We start from the raw sequence: 25189 nt of genomic DNA, 5'->3' as shown, positions 1-25189 counted from the left end.
TAGTTTTTAGAATAAAAATAAAAAAACTAAGGACTAGTTACTAAGGACTAATCCTCTATATAAGGATATTTAATTTTTGTTAAATACAATCCGTGGGCAGGAACTGAAAATCCTGCTTTTTCTCTGTTTTTACTTTCGATAATAGATTTAAAATCGTCCAAATTTATTTTATGCAAACCAATGTTTACCAAAGTTCCGACAATAGAACGCACCATGTTTCTCAAAAAACGGTTTGCCGAAATCGTGAAAATTAATTTATTATCTTTTTGTGTCCAATGCGCTTCAAAAATAGTACAATCAAACGTATTTACATCGGTATTAACTTTTGAAAAAGACTGGAAATTGGTGTATTGTAACAGCAATTTTGCTGCTTCATTCATCAAATCTACATCTAATTTTTGATTCAAATACCAGCTTTGTTCCTGTAAAAAAGCATCTTTAAAAGTGTTGATATGGTATTCATAGGTTCTTTTGGTAGCATCAAAACGACAATGCGCTTCATCAGTAACACTAAAAATAGCATAAATAACAATGTCTTTTGGTAGGAATGAATTGAGTTTGTAAACTAACTTTTGGGTGTCAAAAGGAGCGTCAAAATCAAAATGGGCATACATTTCCCGGGCATGAACGCCTGTATCGGTTCGTCCGGCTCCCATGAGGCTTATTTCGGAATGTAATAAAACAGAAAAAGCTTTGTTTAAAGTTTCCTGTACCGAAGGAGCGTTTGGCTGTATTTGCCAACCGTTATAAGGAGTGCCGTTATAGGCTAATTTTATAAAATATCTCAAGTTTTTAATCTCAAAGTTTCAGAATTTCAAAGGTACAAAAAAGTAACTAAGCTGCTTAGTGGCTAGATACTAAGTTTTTGTTAAGAGCTGTTTGATAATCTATTTGAGGTTAAAATTGATTTTTATGGAAAAACCATTAAGATTTCAGAATTTAACCTAAAAAAAAGCGTAGTATCTTAGCGTTTTGAAATCATAGATTCTATAACTAATAATGAAAAAAATCCTTTTACTTTCGGATACACACAGCCATATTGACGATGCTATTTTAAAATATGTAAATCAAGCCGATGAGGTTTGGCATGCCGGTGATATTGGCGATTTGAAAGTAACAGATACCATTAAAGTCGCAAAACCTTTGCGGGCTGTTTATGGAAATATTGATGATGCACAGGCGCGTTTGGAATTTCCGTTGCATAATCGGTTTATGTGCGAAGGTGTTTCGGTTTGGATGACACATATTGGTGGTTATCCGGGGAAATACAATCCGAATGTGAGAGCTGAAATGCTTGCTAATCCACCGCAATTATTTATCTGCGGACATTCGCACATTTTAAAAGTAATGTTTGATAAACAACACAATTTGTTGCACATGAATCCGGGAGCCTGTGGAAAAAGCGGATTTCATCAAATGCGTACCATGTTGCGGTTTGCAATTGATGGCGATAAAATCAAGGATTTGGAAATTATCGAATTGGGGAAAAGAGCCTGATTAGATTTTGAATTCAATTGGAACACTAATCTTAACGGTAGTTCCTTCTTTTGGAACGGAATCAATTTTAAATTTTCCTTTCATAGTGTTGATTCGGGCTTTGATTTGGTTGAGACCAAAACCGTCGATAGTTTTGTGGGGATTGATTTCAAAGCCAATTCCGTTGTCTTTTACCTGAATATGCAGTTGGTTATTTTGTTGTTTTAGAGTTAATTTGGCTCTTTTAGCCTTACTGTGTTTGTTGATATTGTTTAATAATTCACTGACAATGAAATAGATTTTCATTTCAAAATCTTCATCGTAGCGGGTTTCGGAGGTCACATTGGAGGAATAATCAAATTGGATAGCCGAGTTGGAGTTTATTTCGCATAAATCATTTAAGGCATAAAATAGTCCAAAACGGGCCAATAAAGAAGGTAAAAGCTGGTGTGATAAATCCCGAATTTTATAATGTGTTTGAATCAGGATGGACTTAGTTTTAGTGATTTCTTCACTATTTGTTTTATTTTTTGTTGAAAAAACAGTGAGGTGTAAAGCAGCCGAAGAAAGTAAAGCACTGATGTTGTCATGCAGGAACGAAGCAATTCTTTTGCGTTCCATTTCCTGACCATTTATCGAAGCGGTAATAATATTTTCCTGAATTTTACTTTCAATGTCTTTGATTCTGTTTTTTTGTTTTAATTGGCTGTTTTGAAAATAGAAATATGAAAAAACGATAACAAGCAATAAGGTCGAGATAATAATGATGCTGTACAATCGGTTTTTAGATTGTTTTTCCAGCAAAAGTTGGTGACTGGTTTTGTATTCTGTTTTAATGTTGTCTATTTCTCTTCTGTATTCGTCTATTTCAAGATTAATTCCGGCAATATTTAGTTTTCGAAGTTTTTCTTCGTTATTCAATTCGTCGGTAATTTTATTATAAGCGTTTAAATGTTCATAGGCTTTTTTATAGTTTTTTATTTTGTATAAAAACTTAGCATATTCCTGATGTGTAAAAGATAAATCGGATTTTTCGTTTTCTTTTTCTCCCAGTTTTATGGCTTTTTCAAAATAAAAAGTAGCTCTTTCGGAATTATTTTTATGGGAATGATACATGCCATTAAGCATGTTTAGGGCTACAATAGTTGATGTGTCTCCGTTTTTTGGATGGTATTTATTTACATAATTCAAGTAAGGAAGTCCGGAATCGAAACTTTGAATATCAAAATAAGCCCAGGCAATATTGAGTTTGGTGAAAAGGATTTCGGATGAATCGGCAATTTTAGTGCTGATATCGAGTGATTTTTTATAATAGTAAATTCCTTTGTTGTATTCTTTTTTGTTAAAGCAATAAATATTTCCCAAATTGTTGTAAATCCAGTTTTTAAGATGAGAGTTGTTTGTTTTATTTGCATGAACAATAGCTTTTTTGTAATAAAACAAAGCTTTTTCAAACTCGCCCAACTGATCAAAATTAGCCGCAATAGTGTTGTAATTAAGCGCAATAAGATTATTGTCTTTTAAAGTGATAGCATTAGTCAGTGCCTCGCGGGAAAGTATCAGCGACTCTTCATATTTTTCTGTTTTCATTAATTGAGTCGCTTTTTGAGTCAAAGCCGTAGTTTTTTTGTGTATTTCGCTGTTGGTTTGCGAAAACAACACATGAGTACTGCTTAGCAGGAATAGCAATAAAAAGCGGTATAAATATTTGAAAGACATGAATAAAAGAAGTAGTACTGCTTCAGGTTAAGATTTAATTAAGTTGTTTTTTAAGGCAAATTTGACCAAGCTAATGGTGTTTTTGGCATTTAATTTCTTCAAAATATTTTTACGATGTGTTTCAACCGTATTGGAACTGATAAAAAGTTTTTCGGAGATTTCTTTTCCGCTGTATTCTAAGGCAATGAGTGTGATAATTTCGATTTCTCTTCCGGTTAACTGGTATTCCGGACTAATGGTGGTTTGGTTAAGTTTTGGATTCTTTTTAGTAGCCGAATCAAAAATAGTTTCCCGAACCTGATTAGAGAAATATTCCTCGCCGGTACTTACAACCTGAATAGCTTCTACAATACTTTCTCCGGCGCATTGTTTAGACAAATAGCCGCTTGCGCCTAATTTCATTACTTCCTGAATTATTTTCAGATCGTCATAAGTCGAAAGTACAATTACTTTGCAGGGAAATCCTTTCTTAGAAAATTCCTTAAGTACTTCGATGCCGTCTTTTTCGGGCATACTAATGTCCAAAACTAAAATGTCAGTAGCATTATTGGTTACTTCTTCAAAAAGGGTTGTTCCTTTTAGTGAATAACCTACTACGTTGAAATTAGGAATTGAATTTAATAAGGTTCGCATGCCATCAATTAGTACTTTGTGGTCGTCGGCTAAATGAATTCGTATTGTTTTTTCCATGATTGCAAACTAATGTTTTCAAATGTATAAAATATAATACAAAAAAACCCGAATATTAAATTCGGGTTTCCTTCGCACTAATAAATTAAAATTATAGGGTTACCTCAATCTGTCCACAGATTTTACAAGATCTTCATCCTTTTTAATCGCTTTATTAGCTAAAACTAATGCCACGATTGCAAAAATAGGCAGAAACATCCCAATACCTTTCTCAGAAACTACAGGAGTTTCTCCAGATAAATTTAGTGAACGATATAAAAACAATCCTAATAAAATCAAATTTAATATGATATTCAATCTGCCAATGACAAATTGATTTTGTCTTTTTTTATAGGATAAAATGCTTAATACGGATAATGTGGTACTTAGTCCAAACAATATAACATACAACTGATTTTGCATAAACAAAAAGGCTTTACCGTGGCTCAAAGTCCATAAAGGAAAAATAAAAGGCAAAACTCCTGTAATAACAAAAGCTAAAAGTAAATATACGGTTTGAATTCGCTGTATCATATTCTCAATATTGCTTTACAAAAATATATTTTCTTTTTTTAAAATACTATTGTATCCTAATTTTTTATTCGTATTATTGCATTACAATACCGTAAGCACTTCATACTGCGGTGAATTCAAAATAAAAAATACACCTAAATCTTTTCAAGATTCCCCATCTTTAATTAAATTCATAGAATATTCATGTTTGATATTTCTGCATTAAAAGAAATGAAGCTTTCTGAGCTTCAACAAATAGCTAAAGCAGCTAAAACAATAAAATATAACGGTGTTAAAAAAGAAGCTTTAATTACAAGTATTTTGGAATTTCAAAGCTCTTTGGCAGCCACAGCAGTTGTCGATGAAGCTCCCGTGGCAGAGGCAGATAATAAACCTAAAAGAGTTCGTATTACCCCGGCTAAAAAGCAGTCAGCTCCTAAGAATGAAGTTGTTGCTCATGAGGAAACAGCAGAAGCGGAACAAACTGATGAGAAAACAGCGTTTCAGGCTGATACTGTTGTAAACGATGTTGTTGCGGGAGAATCTGATAAAAAGTCAGAAGAAACAGCTGCTGCCGAAAAACCAAAAGCAGTTAAGTTTAATAAAGCGAATTATGAAAAGAAAGTCGCTTTAAAGAAAAACAAAGAAAATAAAGAGGCTACTAATGATAATCCGGTAGCTGTTGAAACTGCTCAAATGGATGTTGCATCGGAAGTTGCAACTCCGGCTCCGCAAAAGAAAATAAATCCACACGAGCGCAAGCGAACTGATGAAGTAAATCAGAATAAGCAAAACCAAAATCAAAACCAAAATAATCCTAATCAGAACCAGAATCAAAATCACAAAAATAAGAAGAACACTAATTTTAGAGATGCCGATTTTGAATTTGACGGAATCATTGAAAGTGAGGGGGTATTAGAAATGATGCCTGACGGTTATGGTTTTTTACGTTCTTCCGATTATAACTATTTAGCTTCTCCTGACGATATTTATTTGTCAACATCCCAAATCAGATTGTTTGGATTAAAAACCGGAGATACCGTAAAAGGAGTGGTAAGACCTCCAAAAGAAGGAGAGAAATTCTTTCCTTTAGTACGTGTTTTAAAAATTAACGGACACGACCCGCAGGTAGTGAGAGACCGAATTTCATTCGAACATTTAACTCCTGTTTTTCCTTCAGAAAAATTCAAATTAGCCGAAAGAGAAAGTACCATTTCTACCCGAATTATCGATTTGTTTTCTCCAATAGGAAAAGGACAACGTGGTATGATTGTAGCCCAGCCAAAAACGGGTAAAACTATGCTGTTGAAGGAAATAGCCAATGCTATTGCAGCGAATCATCCCGAAGTATATCTTATTGTTTTGTTGATTGACGAACGTCCTGAAGAGGTAACCGATATGCAACGTTCGGTAAGAGGTGAAGTAATTGCTTCTACTTTTGACAGAGAACCACAGGAACACGTTAAAATTGCGAATATCGTTTTAGAAAAATCAAAACGTTTAGTAGAATGTGGTCACGATGTGGTGATTTTGTTAGACTCAATTACGCGTTTAGCCCGAGCTTATAATACCGTTCAACCGGCTTCTGGTAAGGTATTGAGCGGTGGGGTGGATGCCAATGCGTTGCAAAAACCAAAACGTTTCTTTGGAGCGGCCCGTAATGTTGAAAAAGGAGGTTCTTTAAGTATTATTGCTACGGCTTTGACCGAAACTGGTTCTAAAATGGATGAGGTTATTTTCGAAGAATTTAAAGGAACGGGTAATATGGAGTTACAATTAGACAGAAAAATTGCCAACAAACGTATTTTCCCTGCGATTGATTTGACTTCTTCAAGTACGCGTCGTGATGATTTATTATTGGATGAAAATACGCTGCAAAGAATGTGGATTATGCGTAAATACCTTTCGGATATGAATCCAATTGAGGCTATGGAATTTATCAACGATCGTTTTAGAAAAACCAGAAATAACGAAGAGTTTTTGATTTCGATGAACGATTAAAAAAGAGAATAGAAGAAAGAATAAAGAGAAAAGATAAAAATTGAATAAAAGAAATCCTCAAGTATATCGAGGATTTTTTTATGTGCCATTGTCTATTTTCTAAATTCTATTCTCTTTATTCTTGTTTTTTTACACTTTCTTTACGTTCTAACAAAGCCATATAAAATCCGTCAAAACCGGATTCTGAAGCTAAGATTTTTCGGTCTTCAACAAAAGTGAATTGTTTACCGATTTCTGTTTTCAAAAAGCGTTCTACCTGTTCCTGATTTTCTGAAGGAAGAACCGAACAAGTGGCGTAAACCAATTTTCCGCCTGGTTTTACAATTTTTGAATAATTCTCTAAAACTTCCGCCTGAACTTTTCGAATATTATCGATGAATTCCGGTTGTAATTTCCATTTGGCATCGGGATTTCTTTTTAAAACACCCAATCCGCTACAAGGTGCATCAATCAACACGCGATCGGCTTTTTCGTGTAGTTTTTTGATCACTTTTGTGCTGTCAATAATACGGTATTCAATGTTGAAAGCGCTGTTTCTTTTGGCTCTTAATTTTAATTGTTTTAGTTTGCTTTCGTACAAATCCATCGCAATCAATTGTCCTTTGTTTTCCATTAAAGAAGCAATATGCAACGTTTTTCCACCCGCACCCGCACAGGTATCCACCACGCGCATTCCGGGTTTTACATCCAAAAACGGAGCGACTAATTGTGAACTGGCATCCTGTACTTCAAATAATCCCTGTTTGAAAGCATCAGTTAGGAAAACATTGGCGCGTTCTTTCAATACCAAAGCATCGGCCTGATCGGGTAAAAATTCAGTTTCGATATCCAAATCCATTAAGATGGCTCTTAATTTCTCTTTGGTTGTTTTTAGGGTGTTGGTTCTAAGGATTACTTTTGCCTGTTGATTTTGGGCTGTAATTTCTTTTGCCCAAACTTTTTCACCTAATTCTTTTACTCCCAATTCATCCATCCAGTCCGGAATAGATTCTTTGATAGCTCTGTTTTTTGATAATTCATCAAAACGTCCTTTGATTTTTCGCTCCGGAGTTCCTTCCAGTTGGCGCCAATCCGGAATAGGGTAGCCTCTTAAAACCGCCCAGGCAGCGAACATTCGCCATAAATTATCGCGATCATAAGGTTCTTTTACATCGGCAATTTCTGCATATAATCTTTTCCAACGAACGATTTCGTAGATGGTTTCTGCAACAAATTTTCTATCGGAACTTCCCCAACGCTTGTCTTTTTTTAGTGCTCTGGCTACTACTTTATCGGCATATTCTCCTTCGTTAAAAATTGCATTTAGCGAATCAATAGTAGTATATACTAGGTTTCTGTGTAATCTCATCTTAATTATTTGAGCTGCAAAGGTAAGATTAAATGATTTGAAAGTAAATTAAAATTTTAATTCTGTAAAAATGATTTTTCTTTCGTAAAATATTTTTAAAAAGTAGTTTCTATCTGTGAAGTTTTAGAAAGGTTCTTTAGAAAAAAATACCGCAAATTCACAAATTTTAAAATCTGATATTCCTGAAATTAATTTGCGAATTTGCGATAAATAATATTTTTAAATGGAGTTCTTATTTTAACTTCTCTTTAAAAAAAGCTATAGTTCTTTCCCAGGCTAAAGTTGCTGCTTTTTCATCATAGCGAGGAGTAGTATTGTTGTGAAAACCGTGATTAACATTCGGGTAAATATGTGCGGTGTTTTCGACTTTATTTTTATTCAAAATTGCTTCAAAAGCCGGCCAGCCTTCATTGACTCTGGTGTCTAAACCTGCATATTGCAATAATAAAGGTGTTTTAATCTGTTCAGCTTCTTCGGCTGTAGGTTGTCCACCGTAAAAAGGAACGGCAGCTTTTAAGCTTGGTATTTTTACCGCCATCAAATTGGCAATCCAGCCTCCAAAGCAAAAGCCTACGACGCCAACATTTCCATCACAGTCCGGATGATTTTTTAAATGATCATATGCAGCGATAAAATCTTCCAACATTTCATAACGCTCTCTTTTCTTCTGCATTTCCCGGCCTTCGTCATCATTTCCGGGATAACCACCAAGCGGAGTTAAAGCATCCGGAGCCAGACTGATAAATCCGTTCACAGCCAATCGACGACCTACATCTTCGATGTAAGGATTGAGTCCGCGGTTTTCGTGAACGACAATTACTCCGGGCAGTTTTTTTGAAGCATTTTTTGGTTTAGAAAGCAAGCCTTTTATTTTCCACCGCCTTTGGGTGATTCGTAAAAAATATAATCAGAATCAATGTGGGGATCATTTGGTTGAATAGTGACGGAATTGACATAATCAGGAGTAATAAAGCTCAAAAGAGAGTGGAGAGTCAAACTTCCAACGGCAAATACCGATAGCTTTTCAATAAATTGTCTTCGCTCGATTTTATTATGTGCATAATCGTCATAGAGATCAAAAATTTCCTGACTGATGTCTTCTTTGGTTATTTTTTTCATTTTTAAAAAGGATTAGTTTCTTAAAAGAACTTAAAGATACTTATTTATCCAATTGATTTTAAATAAAAAAAGCTCCTGAATAAACAGGAGCTTACAAAAAAAAATAAAATTATCAAGACTAGAATTTGTATTTGATACTTGCCAAAACCTGACGAGGAGCAATAGGGTTCGCACTGTAATTTTCGTGAACCGTATAATTTAACTCGTTAGTTATATTAGATAATTTGCATAAGATGGAGAATTTCTTCCATTCGTACCCTACAGAGGCATCAACTGTAGCATAACCATCTACAGGAACTTCACGGTCTTGAATGATTAGTTTTGTTGCATCACTTGGGTCAACAATATAACGATTATTCCATCCTGCAATTCGGTTTCCAATGTAGTTTCCTATGGCTCCAACAGAAATCCCTTTTAATACACCGCTTGGTACAGTATAAAAGAAACTTAAATTAGCTGTTGTGGTAGGTGTTCTCGCCACACGATCTCCTTTGATTGAGTTTCCTACTGCAACCGGAACATCTCCAAATCTCATATCATTGTAGCTATAACCTGCATTGATTTTAAATCCTTCAAAAGGTCTCGCAGTCACATCGATTTCAACCCCTTTACTTTTAGTTTCACCACTCATGATTTTCAGATTTGAATTGGTATTTGGAGTAACTCCATCCGCTTCAAAAGGAGCAGTTTGAACTAAATTATTATTTTTAATTATATATAAAGTAACGTTTGTGCTTAAAAAGCCTCTCAAGAAGTCTGTTTTAACACCTGCTTCATATTGATCGATAATTGAAGCATCAAGAGGTTTGTCATCGTAAGTGTTTCCTGTATTTGGAGTAAATGAATTAGAATAGCTGGCAAATAAAGAAACATCTTTTGATGGTTGAACAACTAATCCAATTTTAGGAGAAAATGCATTGTCTAAACGTTTAGGATCTTCTGATACACTTGTAGCAGTTGTTGGTAAATTATAGGTAATAGCTTGAGATTCCTGCCAAGACCATCGGATTCCTGCTAAAACTTTGATGTAATCTGTAAAAGAAATCAAATCCTGTGCATATACTCCAAAACGGTTGTATTCAGTGTTTAAGTATTTTGTAGCAGTCGCATTTGGAATATCAGTTCTTTGATTAGATGGGTCAAATTCAAATAAATTTATTGTGTCGTATAAATTAGCAACATATTTTCCGTTAACCATTACTGATTTTTCATTAAAAGCATAAGTGTAGGAAGTAGTTAGCGAATTTTCAAAATCTACACCGGTGAAAATTTGGTGTTTAATTTTTCCGGTATTAAAAATTCCTTGTAAACTAAGTTGGTTTCCAAAGATTTGTTCACGGTTGTCATTTTGTGTCAACGCTCTGTTCCAGTCCCCTCTTGTTTCATAGCCGTCAAGACCTGATAATTGAGCAGTAGATTTTTGAGTTCGTTTATAGTTTTGGAATGAAGTGTTAAAGTTTAATTTCCAATTCTTATTGAAATCATGGTTTACTAAAACCGATGCACTTGCCGATTTAGTGTTACCATTTGACCAAAGAGCACCAAAATAAGCATTACGAGGCATTTTTAGAATTTCTTTTCCAATGATTCCTGTACCAAAATCCGGTGTCCAGTCGGCGCTTAAATAATCACCTTGAACAGTGATTTGTGTTTTGTCGGTAACTTTAAATAAGAATGAAGGATTGAAATAAACGCGTTCATTTTTAACAACATCTCTAAAGCTTTCGGAGTTTTCATAAGAACCTGTAAAGCGGTAAGCGATTGATTTGTTTAGTGGGCCATAAAAATCTACCGAAGGTTTGTAATAAGAGTAGCTTCCGGCTTGCATAGAGATTTCTCCTCCTCTTTCAAATTTAGGAGTTTTGGTAACCAAATTTAAAATTCCTCCCGGAGCAACGTTTCCGTATAATAAGGCTGAACCTCCTTTTAAGAATTCAACTCTTTCTAAAGAAGAAACTTCCGGTATTGATCCGGAGTTGTATCTGAATCCGTTTTTGAACATATTGTTGGCTCCCATATCGTAACCTCTTGACCAAAATGATTCCTGAGCACCACCACGAGCCGATCCTACATAAACTCCGTTCGCATTTTTAATTACTTCACTCAAGCGGATAGCTTGTTGTTGCGTAATGATTTCGTTATCAATAACCTGAACACTTTGTGGTAAATCCATTGGTTTGATACCAGATCTTGAAACGGAAACCGGTTTATGAGGTTTGTTTCCGGTAACAACAATTTCTTTAAGGATTTGACCTTTTTTGTTTTTTATGGTATCGAAAGGATTAGAAACAATCTCATCAGAAATATTATGATTTAATGCAGAAGCAATTTCCTGAGCCTGTGTAGCGATAGAAAATAATAATGCTATTGAGGGTAGTAAAACTTTTTTCATTTAGTTTTTTATTTGGATTTATTTAAAATAACAATGCAAATGTATGACCTGAATTTGGTTTTACAAAATGTTATTTGGAATAAATAAAAATAAAAATTAACAAAACATTCGTAAGTTGTTTAAAATTTCTTTTGTAAGTTTTTTTAAAACAGAATTAAACTTTGTATGTAAAAATTATTTTGTATTTTAAGTTGTTGATTTTTAGTGTTTTGTGTTTTTTTTTACAAGATTGGTTCTTAAATGAGATTGGAAAAAACAGAGATCTTGAAATTTTAACAAAAATTAGAATTATTATAACTAATGATTGACCCTAGCAAATGATTTTTTAGATTTATCTATTGATTTGAGGCGTTTTTAGGTGATTTTTAAAGAAATCATAAAGTGTTTTTAGGGAGGAAGCAGTTTGCGGAATAGCATGTCCCTTGCCGTAATTGATTAATGTAGAGGTTGGAACAGCTAAAGAGTCCAATTTATTTTTGAAATGTTTGATTTGATCGGCATAATAATGATCATCATCTGTATTATAAAAGAAAAGAGTAGGGGCAGCCGATTTTTCAACTAAAAAAGAAGAACCCATCGTTTCCCACAAGCTTCTGTTCTCTTCCAAATTTCCCCAAACCCAGGGACATCTCTGTTCTAAATTTTTATCACCATCGTCCATCGTATTATATATTAAGGTATAGTCAAAAACACCAGGGCCCAAAGCGGCTGCCTGAACGTCAGCTGAAACTCCGATATGAAAACCGGCATTTTCAATTTCGTCAATTTTTTTATCACCAATAGCCATAGAGCCCGCAGTGGAACCTCGGGAAAAACCAAAAATTCCTACTCGATTTGTAAGTTTCATTTTATTGGCAAAAAAACGCAAAGTTCTAATTGCTGATTTTACTTTTTGAGCTGCATCAGGGTTAGTCTCGAACGATTTATAAGCATCATTTGGACCATTTTCAGGTTTTCCTTTTCCCCATTGGCAATATTTTGGGTGATCGGCAATTGCCCAGGCCATCCCGTGAGCTGGTGCTCCTTCCAAAACAGAATCATTAAAACCGGCAAAAGAATAGGGCAGATAAAGTCTTTGATCCTTAAAAGCATCTGTTAGCATCCCTTTTTTATCATCAAAAAAAGCATAGCTATTACTATAGGAAAATGATAAGATAGTTGGAACTTTTACTTTAGGATTAGCGGGATAAACAATATCCATGTGCAATGAATCGCCAATGGTATATTGCTCCGGAGTGTTGTAAATTTTGGGATTATCAATGAAGTATGAAACATTTCTGGCTATTCGGTATCCTTCAAATAATACATAAGATTTGGAAAGCGAACAGTTTTTTAAACCGCAAAAATTCCCCGCAGCGATAGAATCATTTATGGCAATGATGTCTTCATTTATTTTTAAGGCTTTGGCGTTCGTATCTTTTTTGTAGTTAAGTTCAATCACACGGTAGCCTTGTGAAAGTAACCAATTCACATTTTTCTTATTGCTGTATCTTCCAATTTTTTTTATAGAAAGATTTTCTAAATAAACAACCGTCACATAATTTCCGGAGTAATCTGTAAGCGGATTTTTGGATTCTGTGGTTTTGTATGTTATGGTGTTTCCGGTTGTTTGGCTTTTCCATTTTCCTGTAGCTGCAATACTTTTTGAAAAAATCAATAAAAAAAGAGATAATGAGAAAATTATTTTTTGAAAAAATTGCTTGGTAAAAAGTGTGGAACGGTATTTCATGTTTACTGGTTTCTAACTACAGTTTTGAAAGTGGTATGGGATATTATTAAATACAAAAATAAGTTTTTAAGTTAGATTAGCAGACAAATGAAAAATAGATTCTTTGCCATGTCTTATTAATTCCCTAACAATTTCCTAATAGTAACACTATTTAAGAATTTGTATTTTTGCTTTTATATCAAAAATTATCATGAGAAAAATATTTTTACCTATTGCTTTAGCAGCAATTTTTAATGCTTTTTCGCAGCAAAGACCCAAGTTGATTGTTGGTATTGTTGTGGACCAAATGAAAATGGAATACCTCTACCGTTTTTCGGATGATTTTTCTGCAAATGGTTTTCGCAGATTAATGGACGAAGGATACGTTTTTCATAATACACATTATAATTATATGCCAACTTATACCGGTCCCGGTCATGCTTCCATTTATACCGGAACGACGCCTGCAGTACACGGAATTGTTGGGAATACCTGGTTTGATAAGTCGGTGGGAAAATCAAGATATTGTACGGATGATGCTTCGGTAACACTTTTAGGTAAAGCCGATTTAGACGAAGGCCAAATGTCGCCGTTAAATTTACAAACGACTACGGTTACCGATGAGTTGCGTTTAGGAACTAATTTTAAAGGGAAAGTAATTGGAATAAGTATTAAAGACCGCGGAGCGATACTTCCGGCAGGGCATTTTGCTAATTGGGCTTTTTGGATGAGCGATTCCGGTAATTTTATTTCGAGTACTTTTTATGGAAAGGATTTACCAAAATGGGTCAATAATTTCAATGAAAAGAAATATTACGAAAATTATTTAAGTCAAGATTGGAATTTGTTTAAACCGGAATCTGTTTATGATAAAAGTATAGCCGATGATAATACTTATGAAGGACTTTTGTATGGCAGTAAAAAACCGGTTTTTCCTTATGATTTAAAATCAATGTATGCTGCAAAAGGAGCTAAAGTAATCAAGTCAACTCCTTTTGGGAATTCTATTTTGGCTGATTTTGCCAAAGAAACTATTGCTAATGAAAATCTGGGAGCAGATAATGATACCGATTTTTTGGCGCTTAGTTTTTCGTCAACAGATTATATCGGACATTTAACCGGACCTCGTTCCAGGGAAGTTCAGGATACTTATTTGCGATTGGATGAAACCATTGCTGATTTTCTAAATTATTTGGACAAAAAAGTAGGGAAAGGCAATTATTTGATATTTTTAACTGCTGATCATGCGGCTGCTGAGAATGTAAATTTTTTAAAAGATAATAAATATGCCGTTGAAGCGGTCGATTATAAAAAGTTGTCGAACATGTTGCATGAATTTTCTAAGAAAAGTTTTGGAACAGATGTAGTTTTGAATTATTCTAATTACAATGTGTTTTTTGATAAAAAAATAATTAAAGAAAAAGGTTTGCAGTTAAATGAAGTCAAGCAGGTTTTTAAAGAGTATTTGATGACTTTACCTCAGCTAAAAAGAGTGTACAGCGAAGAAGAAATTTTGGCAGCAAATACTTCTGATTTTTATTTAAATTTTATTGCTAAAGGTTATGATCCTAAACAAAATGGTGATTTAGTGATTTTGGACAAACCGGGTTATATTGAACATGAAGGAAAAGGAACTTCACATGGAACGCCATTTAATTACGATACTCATGTGCCTTTGTTGTTTTATGGTTGGAAAATCAAGAAAGGCGAATCATTTGATAAAAAAGTAATAACTCAAATTGCGCCAACTGTTGCACAAAAAATCAGAGTCGATTTTCCTAATGGTACAGAAGCAGCTGTGTTAACTGAAGTTTTAGGAAACTAAAATTGTATCGATTTATGTTTTAAACAAAAAAGGGACTACTTTGAGTCCCTTTTTTGTTGTTATTGTTTTGCTACCGAAGTTGGTAAAGCAATTTGATTTCTTAATAAATCTTCGAAAGTTTCGTGCGCTCTGATTAAGTGCCCTTCTCCGTTAATCCATAAAACTTCTGCCGGTTTGTATCTTGAATTGTAGTTTGAAGACATAGAGTAGCAGTAAGCTCCAGCATTCCTGAAACAAAGGACATCTCCTTCGGCAATTTCCTGAATTCTGCGATTGCTGGCAAAAGTATCTGTTTCACAAATGTAACCCACAATGGAGTAAAAACGTTCTTTACCTTTTGGATTGGAGATGTTTTCAATGTGGTGTTGAGAACCGTAAAACATTGGACGGATTAAGTGGTTGAACCCTGAATCAATTCCGGCAAATACGGTAGAAGTAGTTTGTTTTACTACGTTTACTTTGGCTAAGAAGAAACCAGCTTCGCTTACTAAGAATTTACCCGGTTCGAAAATTAAAGTTAATTCTTTTCCGTATTCATCGCAGAATGCGTTGAAACGTTTTGATAATTTTTTACCTAATTCTTCAATATCAGTCTCGATATCGTCTTTTTTGTAAGGAACTTTAAATCCGCTTCCAAAATCTAAGAATTCCAGATTTTTGAAGTTTTTAGCAGCGTCAAATAAGATTTCAGCAGCATAAAGGAATACTTCGATATCTAAAATATCAGAACCGGTGTGCATGTGAATCCCTACAATGTTCATGTTAGTATTTTCAACAATACGAACTAAATGCGGTAATTGGTGTACCGAAATACCAAATTTACTATCGATATGACCTACAGAAATGTTTTCGTTTCCACCAGCCATAACGTGAGGATTGATACGAATACAAACAGGAACGTGTGGGTGCTTTGCTCCAAATTGTTCCAAAATAGAAAGGTTATCAATATTAATTTGAACTCCTAAAGCATGAACTTCTTCAATTTCTTCCAAAGAAACTCCGTTTGGAGTGTAGAAGATTCTGTCAGGAGCGTAACCTGCATGAAGACCTAATTGTACTTCCTGAATAGAAACGGTGTCTAATCCGGAACCCATGTCTTTTAAAAGTTGTAATATAGAAATGTTCGACAAAGCTTTCATGGCGTAGTTAATACGCAGTTTTTCTACCTTAGAAAAAGCTTTAGTCAGTCTGTTATATTGTGATTGTATTTTCTCGGCATCATACACATATAATGGTGTGCCAAATTGTTCTGCTAATTGAAGTAAGTCTTTAGATTGCATTTTAGTAAGTTTTACGCAAATTTATTATTCTTTATTGATACTGCAATAGATAAAAATATTTCTAACAAATTCTAACAATAAGTTATATAATAAACCTAATGTGAGTTTTGTGTTTGTTTTTATCACATTGTTAATGATTTAAAAGAAATGTTTAAAAATAAAAAAGGCTATCTGAAATTGCTTTCGGATAGCCTTTTTGTAAAGTTTATTTAAGACTACAACGGAGGTAAATCTCCACCTTCTTTAGTTGGAAGGTTAGTAGTTCCCATTAAGAACAAATCAACTTCTCTGGCAGCTTCACGACCTTCAGAGATTGCCCAAACGATTAATGATTGTCCTCTTCTCATATCTCCAGCAGTAAATATGTTTGGTACATTCGTTTGGTAATTGTTGGCTTTGTAATTGCTTCTGAAATCTGTTTCAAGGCCTAACTGCTCTGCTAAGTTTTTCTCCGGACCAGTGAAACCTAAAGCTAATAAAGCTAAATCACAAGGCCAGATTTTTTCAGAACCTTCAATCTCTATTAATTCCGGACGTTGTCCAGGAACCATTTTCCATTCAACATTTACAGTTTTAAGAGCTGTCAATTTACCATTAGCATCTTTGATGAACTCTTTGGTGTTAATTAACCAGTTTCTGTCACATCCTTCTTTGTGAGAAGAAGAAGTTTTTAACTGTAAAGGCCAGAATGGCCATGGAGTAGATTCGCTTCTTCCAACTGGTGGTTTTGGCATAATCTCAAAGTTAGTTACTGATTTTGCACCGTGACGGTTTGAAGTACCCACACAGTCAGAACCTGTATCTCCACCTCCAATTACGATTACGTCTTTACCAGTAGCTAAAACCTGGTTCTCGATTTTTTCACCCCAAACCACTTTAGTTTGTTGTGTTAAGAAATCCATTGCCTGAACTACACCGTCAGCATCTGCTCCCGGAGTTGGTAAACCTCTTCTTTCAGTGGCACCACCACAAAGAACGATTGCATCAAATGCTTTCAAATCTTCGATAGAGTAGTTTACACCAACGTTAGTGTTTACTTTGAAAGTAATTCCTTCTGCTTCAAGGATAGCGATACGACGGTCGATAATTTCTTTTTCTAATTTGAAATTAGGAATACCGTAACGTAATAATCCACCAATAGCATTGTCTCTTTCAAAAACAGTTACAGTGTGACCTGCTCTGTTTAATTGTTGTGCAGCAGCTAATCCTGCAGGTCCTGAACCTACAACAGCAATTGTTTTTCCAGTTCTGTTTTTTGGAGGTTGTGGTTTAATCCAACCTTCCTGGAAAGCACGTTCCACAATATTTTTTTCTATGTTTTCGATAGAAATTGGATCATTGATAATTCCTAATACACATGCTTTTTCACATGGTGCTGGACATAAACGCCCTGTAAATTCAGGGAAGTTGTTTGTTGAATGTAAAATCCAAGAGGCTTTTTGCCATTCACCCTGGTGTACCATGTGGTTGAAATCAGGGATTAAATTCCCTAACGGACATCCACTGTGGCAAAATGGAATACCACAGTCCATACAACGAGATCCTTGTGTTGTAATTTCAGCTTCACTCAAAGGAACTGTAAATTCTTTATAATGTCCTACACGCTCTTCTACTGCTGTGTATGATTCATCTTTTCTTTCGAATTCTTTAAAACCTGTTACTTTTCCCATTGTATTATGCTGTTAATTCTTCTACCATTTGTACCCCAGATTTCAAACGCTCTAATGCTTTTTTGTACTCTGTAGGCATTACTTTTACAAAATTTTCTAAGCTTGTGTTCCAATCACTTAATAATTCGCTTCCTTTTGTACTGTTTGTATATTGTACGTGTCTTTCGATTAAGTGTTTTAATTCGTCAGCTTCTTGTCCTTCTACTGTTTCAAATTCGATTGTTTCAGTGTTACATAAACCGTTTTTGAATTTGTTTTCAGGATCGTAGATATAAGCGATACCACCACTCATACCTGCGGCAAAGTTTCTTCCTGTTTTTCCAAGGACTACTACTTTTCCTCCAGTCATGTACTCACAACCGTGGTCTCCTACACCTTCAACAACTGCTGTAGCTCCTGAGTTACGAACTGCGAAACGCTCTCCTGCAATACCATTGATGAAAGCTTCTCCTTCGATAGCACCGAATAAACAAACGTTACCAACGATAATGTTTTCTGAAGCAACAAAAGTAGCTTTTGCTGGTTTTTTGATGATTAATTTAGCTCCGGATAATCCTTTTCCTAAATAGTCATTAGTGTTTCCTTCAACTGTAAAAGTTAATCCGTGTGCACTAAATGCTCCTAAACTTTGACCGGCAGAACCAGTGAAATTAATATTTAAAGTGTCTTCCGGTAAACCTAAGTGTCCGTAAATTTTAGAAATTTCGTTACTAACAATAGCTCCTACTGAACGGTCAGTGTTTTTAATAGGATATTCTAAAGTCATTTTTTCTTTTCTGTATAATGCACGGTGAGAATCTTTCAAGATTTGGAAGTCCATTACATTGTCTAATCCGTGATCCTGTTTCTCTGTGTTGCGAACCACCATGTCTCTGTATGCCGCCGGACGGTGTAAGATTGATGATAAATCTAAACCTCTGGCTTTATAGTGAGTAATAGCTTTGTTAGAATTGATTTTATGTGTTTGACCAATCATTTCTTCCAAAGTTCTAAAACCAAGTTGAGCCATAATTCCTCTCAATTCTTCAGCTACATAGTAGAAGAAGTTAATTACGTGCTCAGGAGTTCCTTTAAAGTTTTTACGCAATTCTTTGTCCTGAGTAGCAATACCTACAGGGCAAGTATTCAAGTGACATTTACGCATCATGATACATCCTGAAGCAACAAGAGGAGCAGTAGCAAAACCAAATTCTTCAGCACCTAATAAAGCTGCGATAGCTACGTCACGACCTGTTTTTAACTGACCGTCACATTCTACAACAATACGGCTTCTTAAGTTGTTTAATACTAAAGTTTGTTGTGCTTCAGCTAATCCAAGTTCCCAAGGAAGACCAGCGTGTTTCAATGATGTTAATGGAGAAGCTCCTGTTCCACCATCATAACCTGCGATTAATACTACATCAGCTTTTGCTTTAGCAACACCCGCAGCGATAGTTCCAACACCAACTTCAGAAACCAATTTAACATTGATACGTGCTTCTCTGTTAGCATTTTTCAAGTCGAAGATTAATTGTGCTAAATCCTCAATAGAGTAAATATCATGGTGAGGTGGTGGCGAAATCAATCCTACGAAAGGAGTTGAGTTACGAGCCGATGCAATCCAAGGCAATACTTTTTCACCTGGTAATTGTCCCCCTTCTCCTGGTTTAGCACCTTGTGCCATTTTAATTTGAATCTCTTTTGCACTAGATAAGTAGTGAGAAGTTACTCCAAAACGTCCGGAAGCTACTTGTTTGATAGCTGAGTTACGACTGTCTCCGTTGATATCCGGTTGGAAACGGGTTCTGTCTTCTCCACCTTCACCTGAATTGGATTTTCCACCTATACGGTTCATAGCGATAGCTAAATTCTCGTGTGCTTCTCTGGAAATAGATCCGTAAGACATCGCTCCGGTTTTGAAACGTTTTACGATAGCTGTCCATGGTTCTACTTCGTCTAATGGAATTGGATCTAAGTTGTCAAATTCAAATAAACCACGGATGGTCATTAAACTTTTAGCCTGATCGTTTACAGATTTAGCGTAAACATCATAACTAGCCTGATCACTTAAACGTACTGCTTGTTGTAATTTAGCAATAGTAGTTGGGTTGAACATGTGTCTTTCCCCGTTACGTCTCCATCTGTATTCTCCACCAATATTTAAACCTAAACGGTTAGGGATTAATACATCCGGATAAGCGTATAAATATCTTTCGTTGATTTCTTTTTCGATTTCATACAATCCGATACCTTCAATTCTTGAAGCAGTGTAAGGGAAGTATTTTTCAACAAATTTAGAGTTGAAACCAACAATTTCGAAAATTTGAGAACCTCTGTACGAATGTAACGTCGAGATACCAATTTTGTTCATGATTTTTAAAATACCAGAACCAATTGCTTTGTTGAAGTTGTCAACTGCTTTTTGCTCGCTAATTCCTGTGATAAATCCTTCCTGTACTTGTACTCGAATGATTTCGTTTACCATGTATGGGTTGATAGCGCTCGCTCCGTAACCAAATAATGTTGCGAAGTGGTGCGGTTCACGTGGTTCTGCTGATTCGATAATGATATCGAAGTAAGAACGCTTACGCAAACGGTTCATCTGATGGTGAACATAAGAACACGCTAATAAAGCCGGGATTGGAGCAAACTCTTTGTTAACACCTCTGTCTGATAAGATGATGATGTTAGTTCCTCTGTCAACTGCTTTGCTGATTTGAGTAATGATATCTTCTAAAGCATTTTCTAAACCATTTAAACCTTTATCTTTTTTGTATAAGATTTCAATAGTTTCTGCTTTGAAATTGTCGATATCAATATTTCTGATTTTTTCTAAGTCATCGTTAGAAATTACCGGATTTTGGATTCTTAATTTTCTACATTGTTTACTAGAAATGTCAAAAATGTTTCTGTCCTGTCCTAATGCTAAACTGATGTCAGTTACAATTTCCTCACGAATACCATCCAAAGGAGGGTTAGTAACCTGCGCGAATAATTGTTTGAAATAGTTAGGGATTAATTGAGGTCTGTCTGATAAAACAGCAAGTGGAGTGTCAGTACCCATAGAACCTAAGGCTTCTTTTCCAGCCTGAGCCATTGGAGTAATCATATCCTGAATATCCTCTAATGTATAGTTGAATAAACGCTCTCTTGTTTTTAAATCGATAGTTTCGATTGGACAAGCTTTAGTTGTAGTAGGAACGTCTTTTAAGTTCAAACGGTATTGTTTTAACCATTCTTGGTAAGGTCTTTCAGAAACAATTTTGTTTTTGATTTCTTCGTCATTTACAATACGACCTTCATTCATGTCAACCAAGAACATTTTTCCTGGCTCCAATCTTCCGTGGCTTTCTACATCTTCCGGATCAACGTTTACAACTCCAATTTCAGAAGCCATAATTAATTTTCCGCTCTTAGTTACAGTATAACGAGATGGTCTTAAACCGTTACGGTCTAATAAAGCTCCAATGTAATCTCCGTCAGAGAAAGGTACAGAAGCAGGTCCGTCCCAAGGTTCCATAATGCAAGCGTTGTATTCGTAGAATGCTTTACGCTCTTCTGACATGGTTTTGTGTTTTTCCCATGCTTCAGGAATCATCATCATCATTACTTCCGGTAAGGAACGACCAGTATGTGTTAATAATTCAACAACCATATCCATAGAAGCTGAATCTGATTTTCCAGGTAAGATAATAGGGAATAACTTCTCTATTTGCGGACCGAAAACATCACTCTTCATGATTTCTTCACGAACACGCATTCTGCTTACGTTACCTCTTAAAGTGTTAATCTCTCCATTTTGACACATGTATCGGAATGGTTGAGATAACTCCCAAGTAGGCATTGTATTCGTAGAGAAACGTTGGTGAACTAACGCCAAACGAGTTACTAAATCAGTTTGTTGTAAGTCAGTATAGTATGGCCCGATATCTTCAGGCATAATGATACCTTTATATATTAAGGTAGTAGTAGATAAACTAGGTACATAAAAATAAGAACTTTGCGAGATTTTAGAATTCGCAATAGTGTGTTCTGTGATTTTACGGGCAGCATATAATTTTGCTTTAAATGTTGCTTCGTCAATAGCTTCGTTTTTACCAACAAAAATTTGTTCGATAGTAGGTTCAGAAGCTAAAGCGATTTCTCCTAATTGAGAAGAATCAACAGGAACTTCTCTCCATCCTAAAACAGAAAGTCCTTGTGCTTTAATTTCTTTTTCAAATATGTCTTTACAAAAAACGTATTGATTGTTAATTTTTGGTAAAAATACCATCCCAACAGCATATTCACGTGGGGCAGGTAAATTGAAATCACAAACTCTATTGAAATATTCGTGAGGTATGTCAATCAAAAGTCCAGCACCATCTCCCGTTTTTCCATCAGCACTAACACCACCACGGTGCTCTAGTTTTACTAGAATTTCTAATGCGTCGTGAATAATTTGATTTGTTTTCTCACCTTTAAGGTTGCAGATAAAACCAGCTCCACAGTTTTCATGCTCGAATTCTGGCAAATAAAGGCCTTGTTCTTTAAGTTTCATGCTTGATAATTTTTTTTACAAAAATAGATATTTCATTATATATAATGTATCGGTTAGGCTTATAATGAGTTACTTTTACAGGAATAATAGAAAAATGTATAATTAATAATAATAATTGCATTATTTGGGCTGTGTATTAACAAATTATTAATATTAAGAGGGTTTTAGCCTGATATTTTGACAATTATTTCTTATTTTTTCAAATCTATAATTGATGAATTCCACGAAAAAACGTCAGTTCACTCTTTTTTTTGCGGCAAAATCTTTTTTTTGATAGAAAAAAAGCTGTGAAAACGTCTTTTTTTAACTTTATTTATAAGATATTTTAAATCACTAAAAAGATTTCAGTTTTAAGTTCGTTTTTAATACTTTTGTCGGACTTATTTTCTGAAATAAAATCAGATTCAGACAAATTCTATATTATGAACATACACGAATATCAAGGAAAAGAGATTTTAGCTAGCTACGGAGTTCGCGTTCAACGCGGGATCGTTGCTAACAGTCCAGTAGAAGCAGTTGCGGCTGCTAAACAATTAACTGCCGAAACGGGAACGAGTTGGTATGTTGTTAAAGCCCAAATTCACGCAGGTGGTCGTGGTAAAGGAGGCGGGGTGAAACTTGCTAAAGGAATTGACAAAGTGGAAGGTGTTGCAAGCGAAATTATCGGAATGCAATTAGTAACTCCTCAAACTTCTGCTGAGGGGAAAACGGTTCACAAAGTGTTAATTGCTGAGGATGTTTACTATCCTGGAGAATCTGAAACTTCTGAGTTTTATGTTTCTGTATTATTAAACAGAGCAACAGGACGTAATATGATTATGTATTCTACTGAAGGTGGAATGGATATTGAGGAAGTTGCTGAGCATACTCCACATTTAATCTTTACAGAAGAAATTGATCCTGCTGTAGGATTACAAGGTTTCCAGGCAAGAAGAATTGCTTTTAACTTAGGTGTTACTGGAAATGCATTCAAAGAAATGGTAAAATTCATCGATGCTTTATACAAAGCTTATATTGGTTCAGACGCTTCTATGTTTGAAATCAACCCGGTTTTGAAAACATCTGATAATAAAATTTTAGCGGTAGATGCTAAAGTAAATATTGACGATAACGCATTATACAGACAAAAAGCGTATGCTGATATGCGTGATGTTCGTGAAGAAAATCCAATTGAAGTAGAAGCTAAAGAAGTAGGGTTGAACTATGTTGATCTTGACGGAACTGTAGGATGTATGGTAAACGGTGCCGGTCTTGCAATGGCAACTATGGATTTAATTAAATATGCAGGTTTTGAGCCGGCTAACTTCCTTGACGTAGGAGGAACTGCTGATGCAAAACGTGTGGAAACAGCTTTCCGTATTATCTTGAAAGATCCTAATGTAAAAGCTATTTTGATTAACATCTTTGGAGGAATCGTTCGTTGTGACCGTGTAGCTCAGGGTGTTGTTGATGCTTACAAAAACATGGGAGACGCTATCAATGTGCCAATCATTGTTCGTTTGCAAGGAACAAATGCTGAGATTGCAAAAGAATTAATCGATAATTCAGGAATGCCAATTTTATCTGCAGTTCAGTTCCAGGAAGCTGCTGATCAGGTTCAAGCGGCTCTTTCTTAATTAAGAAAATCTAATATATTGAAATCCTGTTCCTTTTTGGGACAGGATTTTTTTTGTTTTTAATGTTTGTATTAATTTAAGATTAACAGCCTGATTGATTCGGAATTTTCAGTAAAAGAAGTTGTTTTCTGTTATAAATTTATTTTTATCAAAGTTTATTTGTAAGGCTGTTGTTTTTTAGGAAAATCAATTTTAAGACTTGTAAAAAGTGTTTTTAAGGTTCATTTTATCTTTGGGTTAAGCAATTGTTTTTGTGATTTTTGAATGGATTTCAGTGCTAATTTTGAACTGTAATTAAAAACAAAGAAATCATGAAAAAATTATTTTTATCGGTTATTGTTACATTATTTATGAATACAGCTTTTGCGGCTGTGGGTTCTCCAAACAGGGATAAAGATTATGAAAAGACTTTTAAAGAGTTAGCCGAACTTTTGAATACCTATTCGAATTTTGAAAGTTTACGCGAAGAAGTTGTTGTGAAAGTAAAAATCGCTATAAATGAAAATCATGAGATTGTGGTGATGAGTACCGATGCAGCCAATAGTGAATTGAGTTACTATATTAAAAACAGTTTGAATTATCAAAAGTTAGCTGCAAATGAATTAGAAATCGGTAACAAACTGGTTTTTCTGGTAAAATTTGCCAAATAACAGGAGCTGTATTGTAATTTGTAAAACCGGTTTTATTTTTAATAAATGAAACTGGTTTTTTTGTTTTAAGTTTTTTTGTTGAAATATCATCAAAAAAACTTTGTTTTAGGGGTGTTTTGATGATTTTTTTTATTTCGTTTTCTATTTTTTATATGAATAGTGAAATTTAAAATATTTTTTTTTATTAGAATTTTAAAATTTGTAGTTTAATTTTTTGTCAATCGTAAAACTTACATTATCAACAGTATAAGTTCTTTTTTGGATAGTTTTTTTGATAAATTTGTAATGAAATCTCGAACGAATTAATTTTAATTTAAAAGAAAGAAATTATGAGAAAGTTATTTTTATCAGCTGTTGCAACTTTATTTTTAACAACAGCGTTTGCTGCAGAGAAGCCTTCTAATAATCCTGAGGATTACAACAAGACTTATAAGGAAATAACTAAAATGCTCAATGCTTATCCAGCTTTTAGCGGATTAGAAGGAGATGTTTTAGTAAAAGTAAGGATTGCTATTAATGAGCATCATGAAATGGTTGTGATGAGCACTAATACAACTAATGAGGAGTTGAATTATTATATCAAAAACACGTTGAATTATAAAAAATTAACAGCAAATGATTTGGAAGCAGGTAACGGACTTGTCTTTTTGGTTAAGTTTACCAAATAATAAATAAATCCCGTCT

Annotated in this window: 16 protein-coding genes and 1 pseudogene; 6 read left to right on the top strand and 11 right to left on the bottom strand. The window is 34.7% G+C overall.

What is annotated here, in order from left to right; all coding sequences use genetic code 11:
* Positions 1–47: 47 nt before the first annotated feature.
* Positions 48–788 (bottom strand): tRNA pseudouridine(38-40) synthase TruA, encoded by a 741-nt coding sequence (gene truA / locus B6A10_RS05075; protein WP_188219960.1) that lies wholly within the window; start codon positions 786–788, stop codon positions 48–50.
* A gap of 211 nt (positions 789–999) precedes the next feature.
* Here truA and B6A10_RS05070 point away from each other — a divergent pair, with 211 nt between their 5' ends.
* Positions 1000–1497, top strand: coding sequence for a metallophosphoesterase family protein (locus B6A10_RS05070; RefSeq protein ID WP_188219959.1), 498 nt, complete (start codon positions 1000–1002; stop codon positions 1495–1497).
* Here the strand turns inward: B6A10_RS05070 and B6A10_RS05065 are convergent, their stop codons facing one another.
* The 3 genes from B6A10_RS05065 to B6A10_RS05055 form a co-directional block, all read right to left on the bottom strand.
* Positions 1498–3195, bottom strand: coding sequence for a tetratricopeptide repeat-containing sensor histidine kinase (locus tag B6A10_RS05065; protein ID WP_188219958.1), 1698 nt, complete (start codon positions 3193–3195; stop codon positions 1498–1500).
* A 27-nt stretch (positions 3196–3222) separates the two neighbouring features.
* Entirely contained in the window at positions 3223–3885 is a 663-nt protein-coding gene (locus tag B6A10_RS05060; RefSeq protein WP_055093518.1) for a response regulator, read from the bottom strand.
* 99 nt (positions 3886–3984) lie between these two features.
* On the bottom strand, positions 3985–4398 hold the full coding sequence (locus B6A10_RS05055) for a DUF4293 domain-containing protein (protein ID WP_188219957.1): 414 nt from the start codon (positions 4396–4398) through the stop codon (positions 3985–3987).
* Between the two features lie 183 nt (positions 4399–4581).
* Between B6A10_RS05055 and rho the strand changes: the two genes are divergently transcribed.
* Positions 4582–6378, top strand: a complete 1797-nt coding sequence (gene rho / locus B6A10_RS05050) for a transcription termination factor Rho (RefSeq protein WP_188219956.1) — start codon at positions 4582–4584, stop codon at positions 6376–6378.
* A gap of 115 nt (positions 6379–6493) precedes the next feature.
* On the opposite strand, the gene B6A10_RS05045 is transcribed toward rho, so the two are convergent.
* From B6A10_RS05045 to B6A10_RS05030, 4 genes and pseudogenes are all read right to left on the bottom strand, one after another.
* A complete protein-coding gene (locus tag B6A10_RS05045; protein ID WP_055093512.1) occupies positions 6494–7726 on the bottom strand; it encodes an RsmB/NOP family class I SAM-dependent RNA methyltransferase in 1233 nt (410 codons plus the stop codon).
* 232 nt (positions 7727–7958) lie between these two features.
* Positions 7959–8845, bottom strand: a pseudogene (locus B6A10_RS05040) (dienelactone hydrolase family protein).
* A 118-nt stretch (positions 8846–8963) separates the two neighbouring features.
* Positions 8964–11237 (bottom strand): TonB-dependent siderophore receptor, encoded by a 2274-nt coding sequence (locus tag B6A10_RS05035; RefSeq protein WP_188219955.1) that lies wholly within the window; start codon positions 11235–11237, stop codon positions 8964–8966.
* A gap of 331 nt (positions 11238–11568) precedes the next feature.
* Positions 11569–12966, bottom strand: coding sequence for an alpha/beta hydrolase family protein (locus B6A10_RS05030; protein ID WP_188219954.1), 1398 nt, complete (start codon positions 12964–12966; stop codon positions 11569–11571).
* 190 nt (positions 12967–13156) lie between these two features.
* Here B6A10_RS05030 and pafA point away from each other — a divergent pair, with 190 nt between their 5' ends.
* The gene (pafA, locus tag B6A10_RS05025; protein ID WP_188219953.1) at positions 13157–14770 is read left to right on the top strand and encodes an alkaline phosphatase PafA; all 1614 of its coding nucleotides are present in this window, start codon (positions 13157–13159) and stop codon (positions 14768–14770) included.
* Between the two features lie 59 nt (positions 14771–14829).
* On the opposite strand, the gene lysA is transcribed toward pafA, so the two are convergent.
* The 3 genes from lysA to gltB all read right to left on the bottom strand — a co-directional run bounded on the left by lysA (position 14830) and on the right by gltB (position 22239).
* Complete coding sequence (gene lysA, locus B6A10_RS05020; RefSeq protein ID WP_188219952.1) at positions 14830–16050, bottom strand: diaminopimelate decarboxylase; 1221 nt, start codon at positions 16048–16050, stop codon at positions 14830–14832.
* A 215-nt stretch (positions 16051–16265) separates the two neighbouring features.
* Positions 16266–17720, bottom strand: coding sequence for a glutamate synthase subunit beta (locus B6A10_RS05015; protein ID WP_055093500.1), 1455 nt, complete (start codon positions 17718–17720; stop codon positions 16266–16268).
* A 4-nt stretch (positions 17721–17724) separates the two neighbouring features.
* Entirely contained in the window at positions 17725–22239 is a 4515-nt protein-coding gene (gene gltB / locus B6A10_RS05010; RefSeq protein WP_188219951.1) for a glutamate synthase large subunit, read from the bottom strand.
* A gap of 422 nt (positions 22240–22661) precedes the next feature.
* Between gltB and sucC the strand changes: the two genes are divergently transcribed.
* The 3 genes from sucC (at position 22662) to B6A10_RS04995 (ending at position 25173) form a co-directional block, all read left to right on the top strand.
* Positions 22662–23855 carry an ADP-forming succinate--CoA ligase subunit beta gene (sucC, locus tag B6A10_RS05005; protein ID WP_026713096.1) on the top strand — a complete coding sequence of 398 codons (1194 nt, stop codon included), beginning with the start codon at positions 22662–22664 and terminating at the stop codon, positions 23853–23855.
* Between the two features lie 311 nt (positions 23856–24166).
* Positions 24167–24505: a hypothetical protein gene (locus B6A10_RS05000; RefSeq protein ID WP_188219950.1), complete on the top strand. Its 339-nt coding sequence runs from the start codon at positions 24167–24169 to the stop codon at positions 24503–24505.
* A 329-nt stretch (positions 24506–24834) separates the two neighbouring features.
* The gene (locus tag B6A10_RS04995) at positions 24835–25173 is read left to right on the top strand and encodes a hypothetical protein (RefSeq protein ID WP_055093492.1); all 339 of its coding nucleotides are present in this window, start codon (positions 24835–24837) and stop codon (positions 25171–25173) included.
* The last annotated feature ends 16 nt before the right edge of the window (positions 25174–25189 follow it).

The sequence above is a fragment of the Flavobacterium pokkalii genome (assembly GCF_014596575.1).
GTDB classification, from domain to species: Bacteria; Bacteroidota; Bacteroidia; order Flavobacteriales; family Flavobacteriaceae; genus Flavobacterium; species Flavobacterium pokkalii.
Note: the sequence above shows the minus strand (reverse complement) of the source record. Positions and strands in the feature narration are given on the sequence as shown.

Bases quoted from the DNA above. Each gene is read 5' to 3' on its own strand.
- B6A10_RS05070 (WP_188219959.1), top strand. From the start codon at position 1,000: ATGAAAAAAATCCTTTTACTTTCGGATACACACAGCCATATTGACGAT.
- B6A10_RS05065 (WP_188219958.1), bottom strand. From the start codon at position 3,195: ATGTCTTTCAAATATTTATACCGCTTTTTATTGCTATTCCTGCTAAGC.
- B6A10_RS05060 (WP_055093518.1), bottom strand. From the start codon at position 3,885: ATGGAAAAAACAATACGAATTCATTTAGCCGACGACCACAAAGTACTA.
- B6A10_RS05055 (WP_188219957.1), bottom strand. From the start codon at position 4,398: ATGATACAGCGAATTCAAACCGTATATTTACTTTTAGCTTTTGTTATT.
- rho (WP_188219956.1), top strand. From the start codon at position 4,582: ATGTTTGATATTTCTGCATTAAAAGAAATGAAGCTTTCTGAGCTTCAA.
- B6A10_RS05045 (WP_055093512.1), bottom strand. From the start codon at position 7,726: ATGAGATTACACAGAAACCTAGTATATACTACTATTGATTCGCTAAAT.
- B6A10_RS05035 (WP_188219955.1), bottom strand. From the start codon at position 11,237: ATGAAAAAAGTTTTACTACCCTCAATAGCATTATTATTTTCTATCGCT.
- B6A10_RS05030 (WP_188219954.1), bottom strand. From the start codon at position 12,966: ATGAAATACCGTTCCACACTTTTTACCAAGCAATTTTTTCAAAAAATA.
- pafA (WP_188219953.1), top strand. From the start codon at position 13,157: ATGAGAAAAATATTTTTACCTATTGCTTTAGCAGCAATTTTTAATGCT.
- lysA (WP_188219952.1), bottom strand. From the start codon at position 16,050: ATGCAATCTAAAGACTTACTTCAATTAGCAGAACAATTTGGCACACCA.
- B6A10_RS05015 (WP_055093500.1), bottom strand. From the start codon at position 17,720: ATGGGAAAAGTAACAGGTTTTAAAGAATTCGAAAGAAAAGATGAATCA.
- gltB (WP_188219951.1), bottom strand. From the start codon at position 22,239: ATGAAACTTAAAGAACAAGGCCTTTATTTGCCAGAATTCGAGCATGAA.
- sucC (WP_026713096.1), top strand. From the start codon at position 22,662: ATGAACATACACGAATATCAAGGAAAAGAGATTTTAGCTAGCTACGGA.
- B6A10_RS05000 (WP_188219950.1), top strand. From the start codon at position 24,167: ATGAAAAAATTATTTTTATCGGTTATTGTTACATTATTTATGAATACA.
- B6A10_RS04995 (WP_055093492.1), top strand. From the start codon at position 24,835: ATGAGAAAGTTATTTTTATCAGCTGTTGCAACTTTATTTTTAACAACA.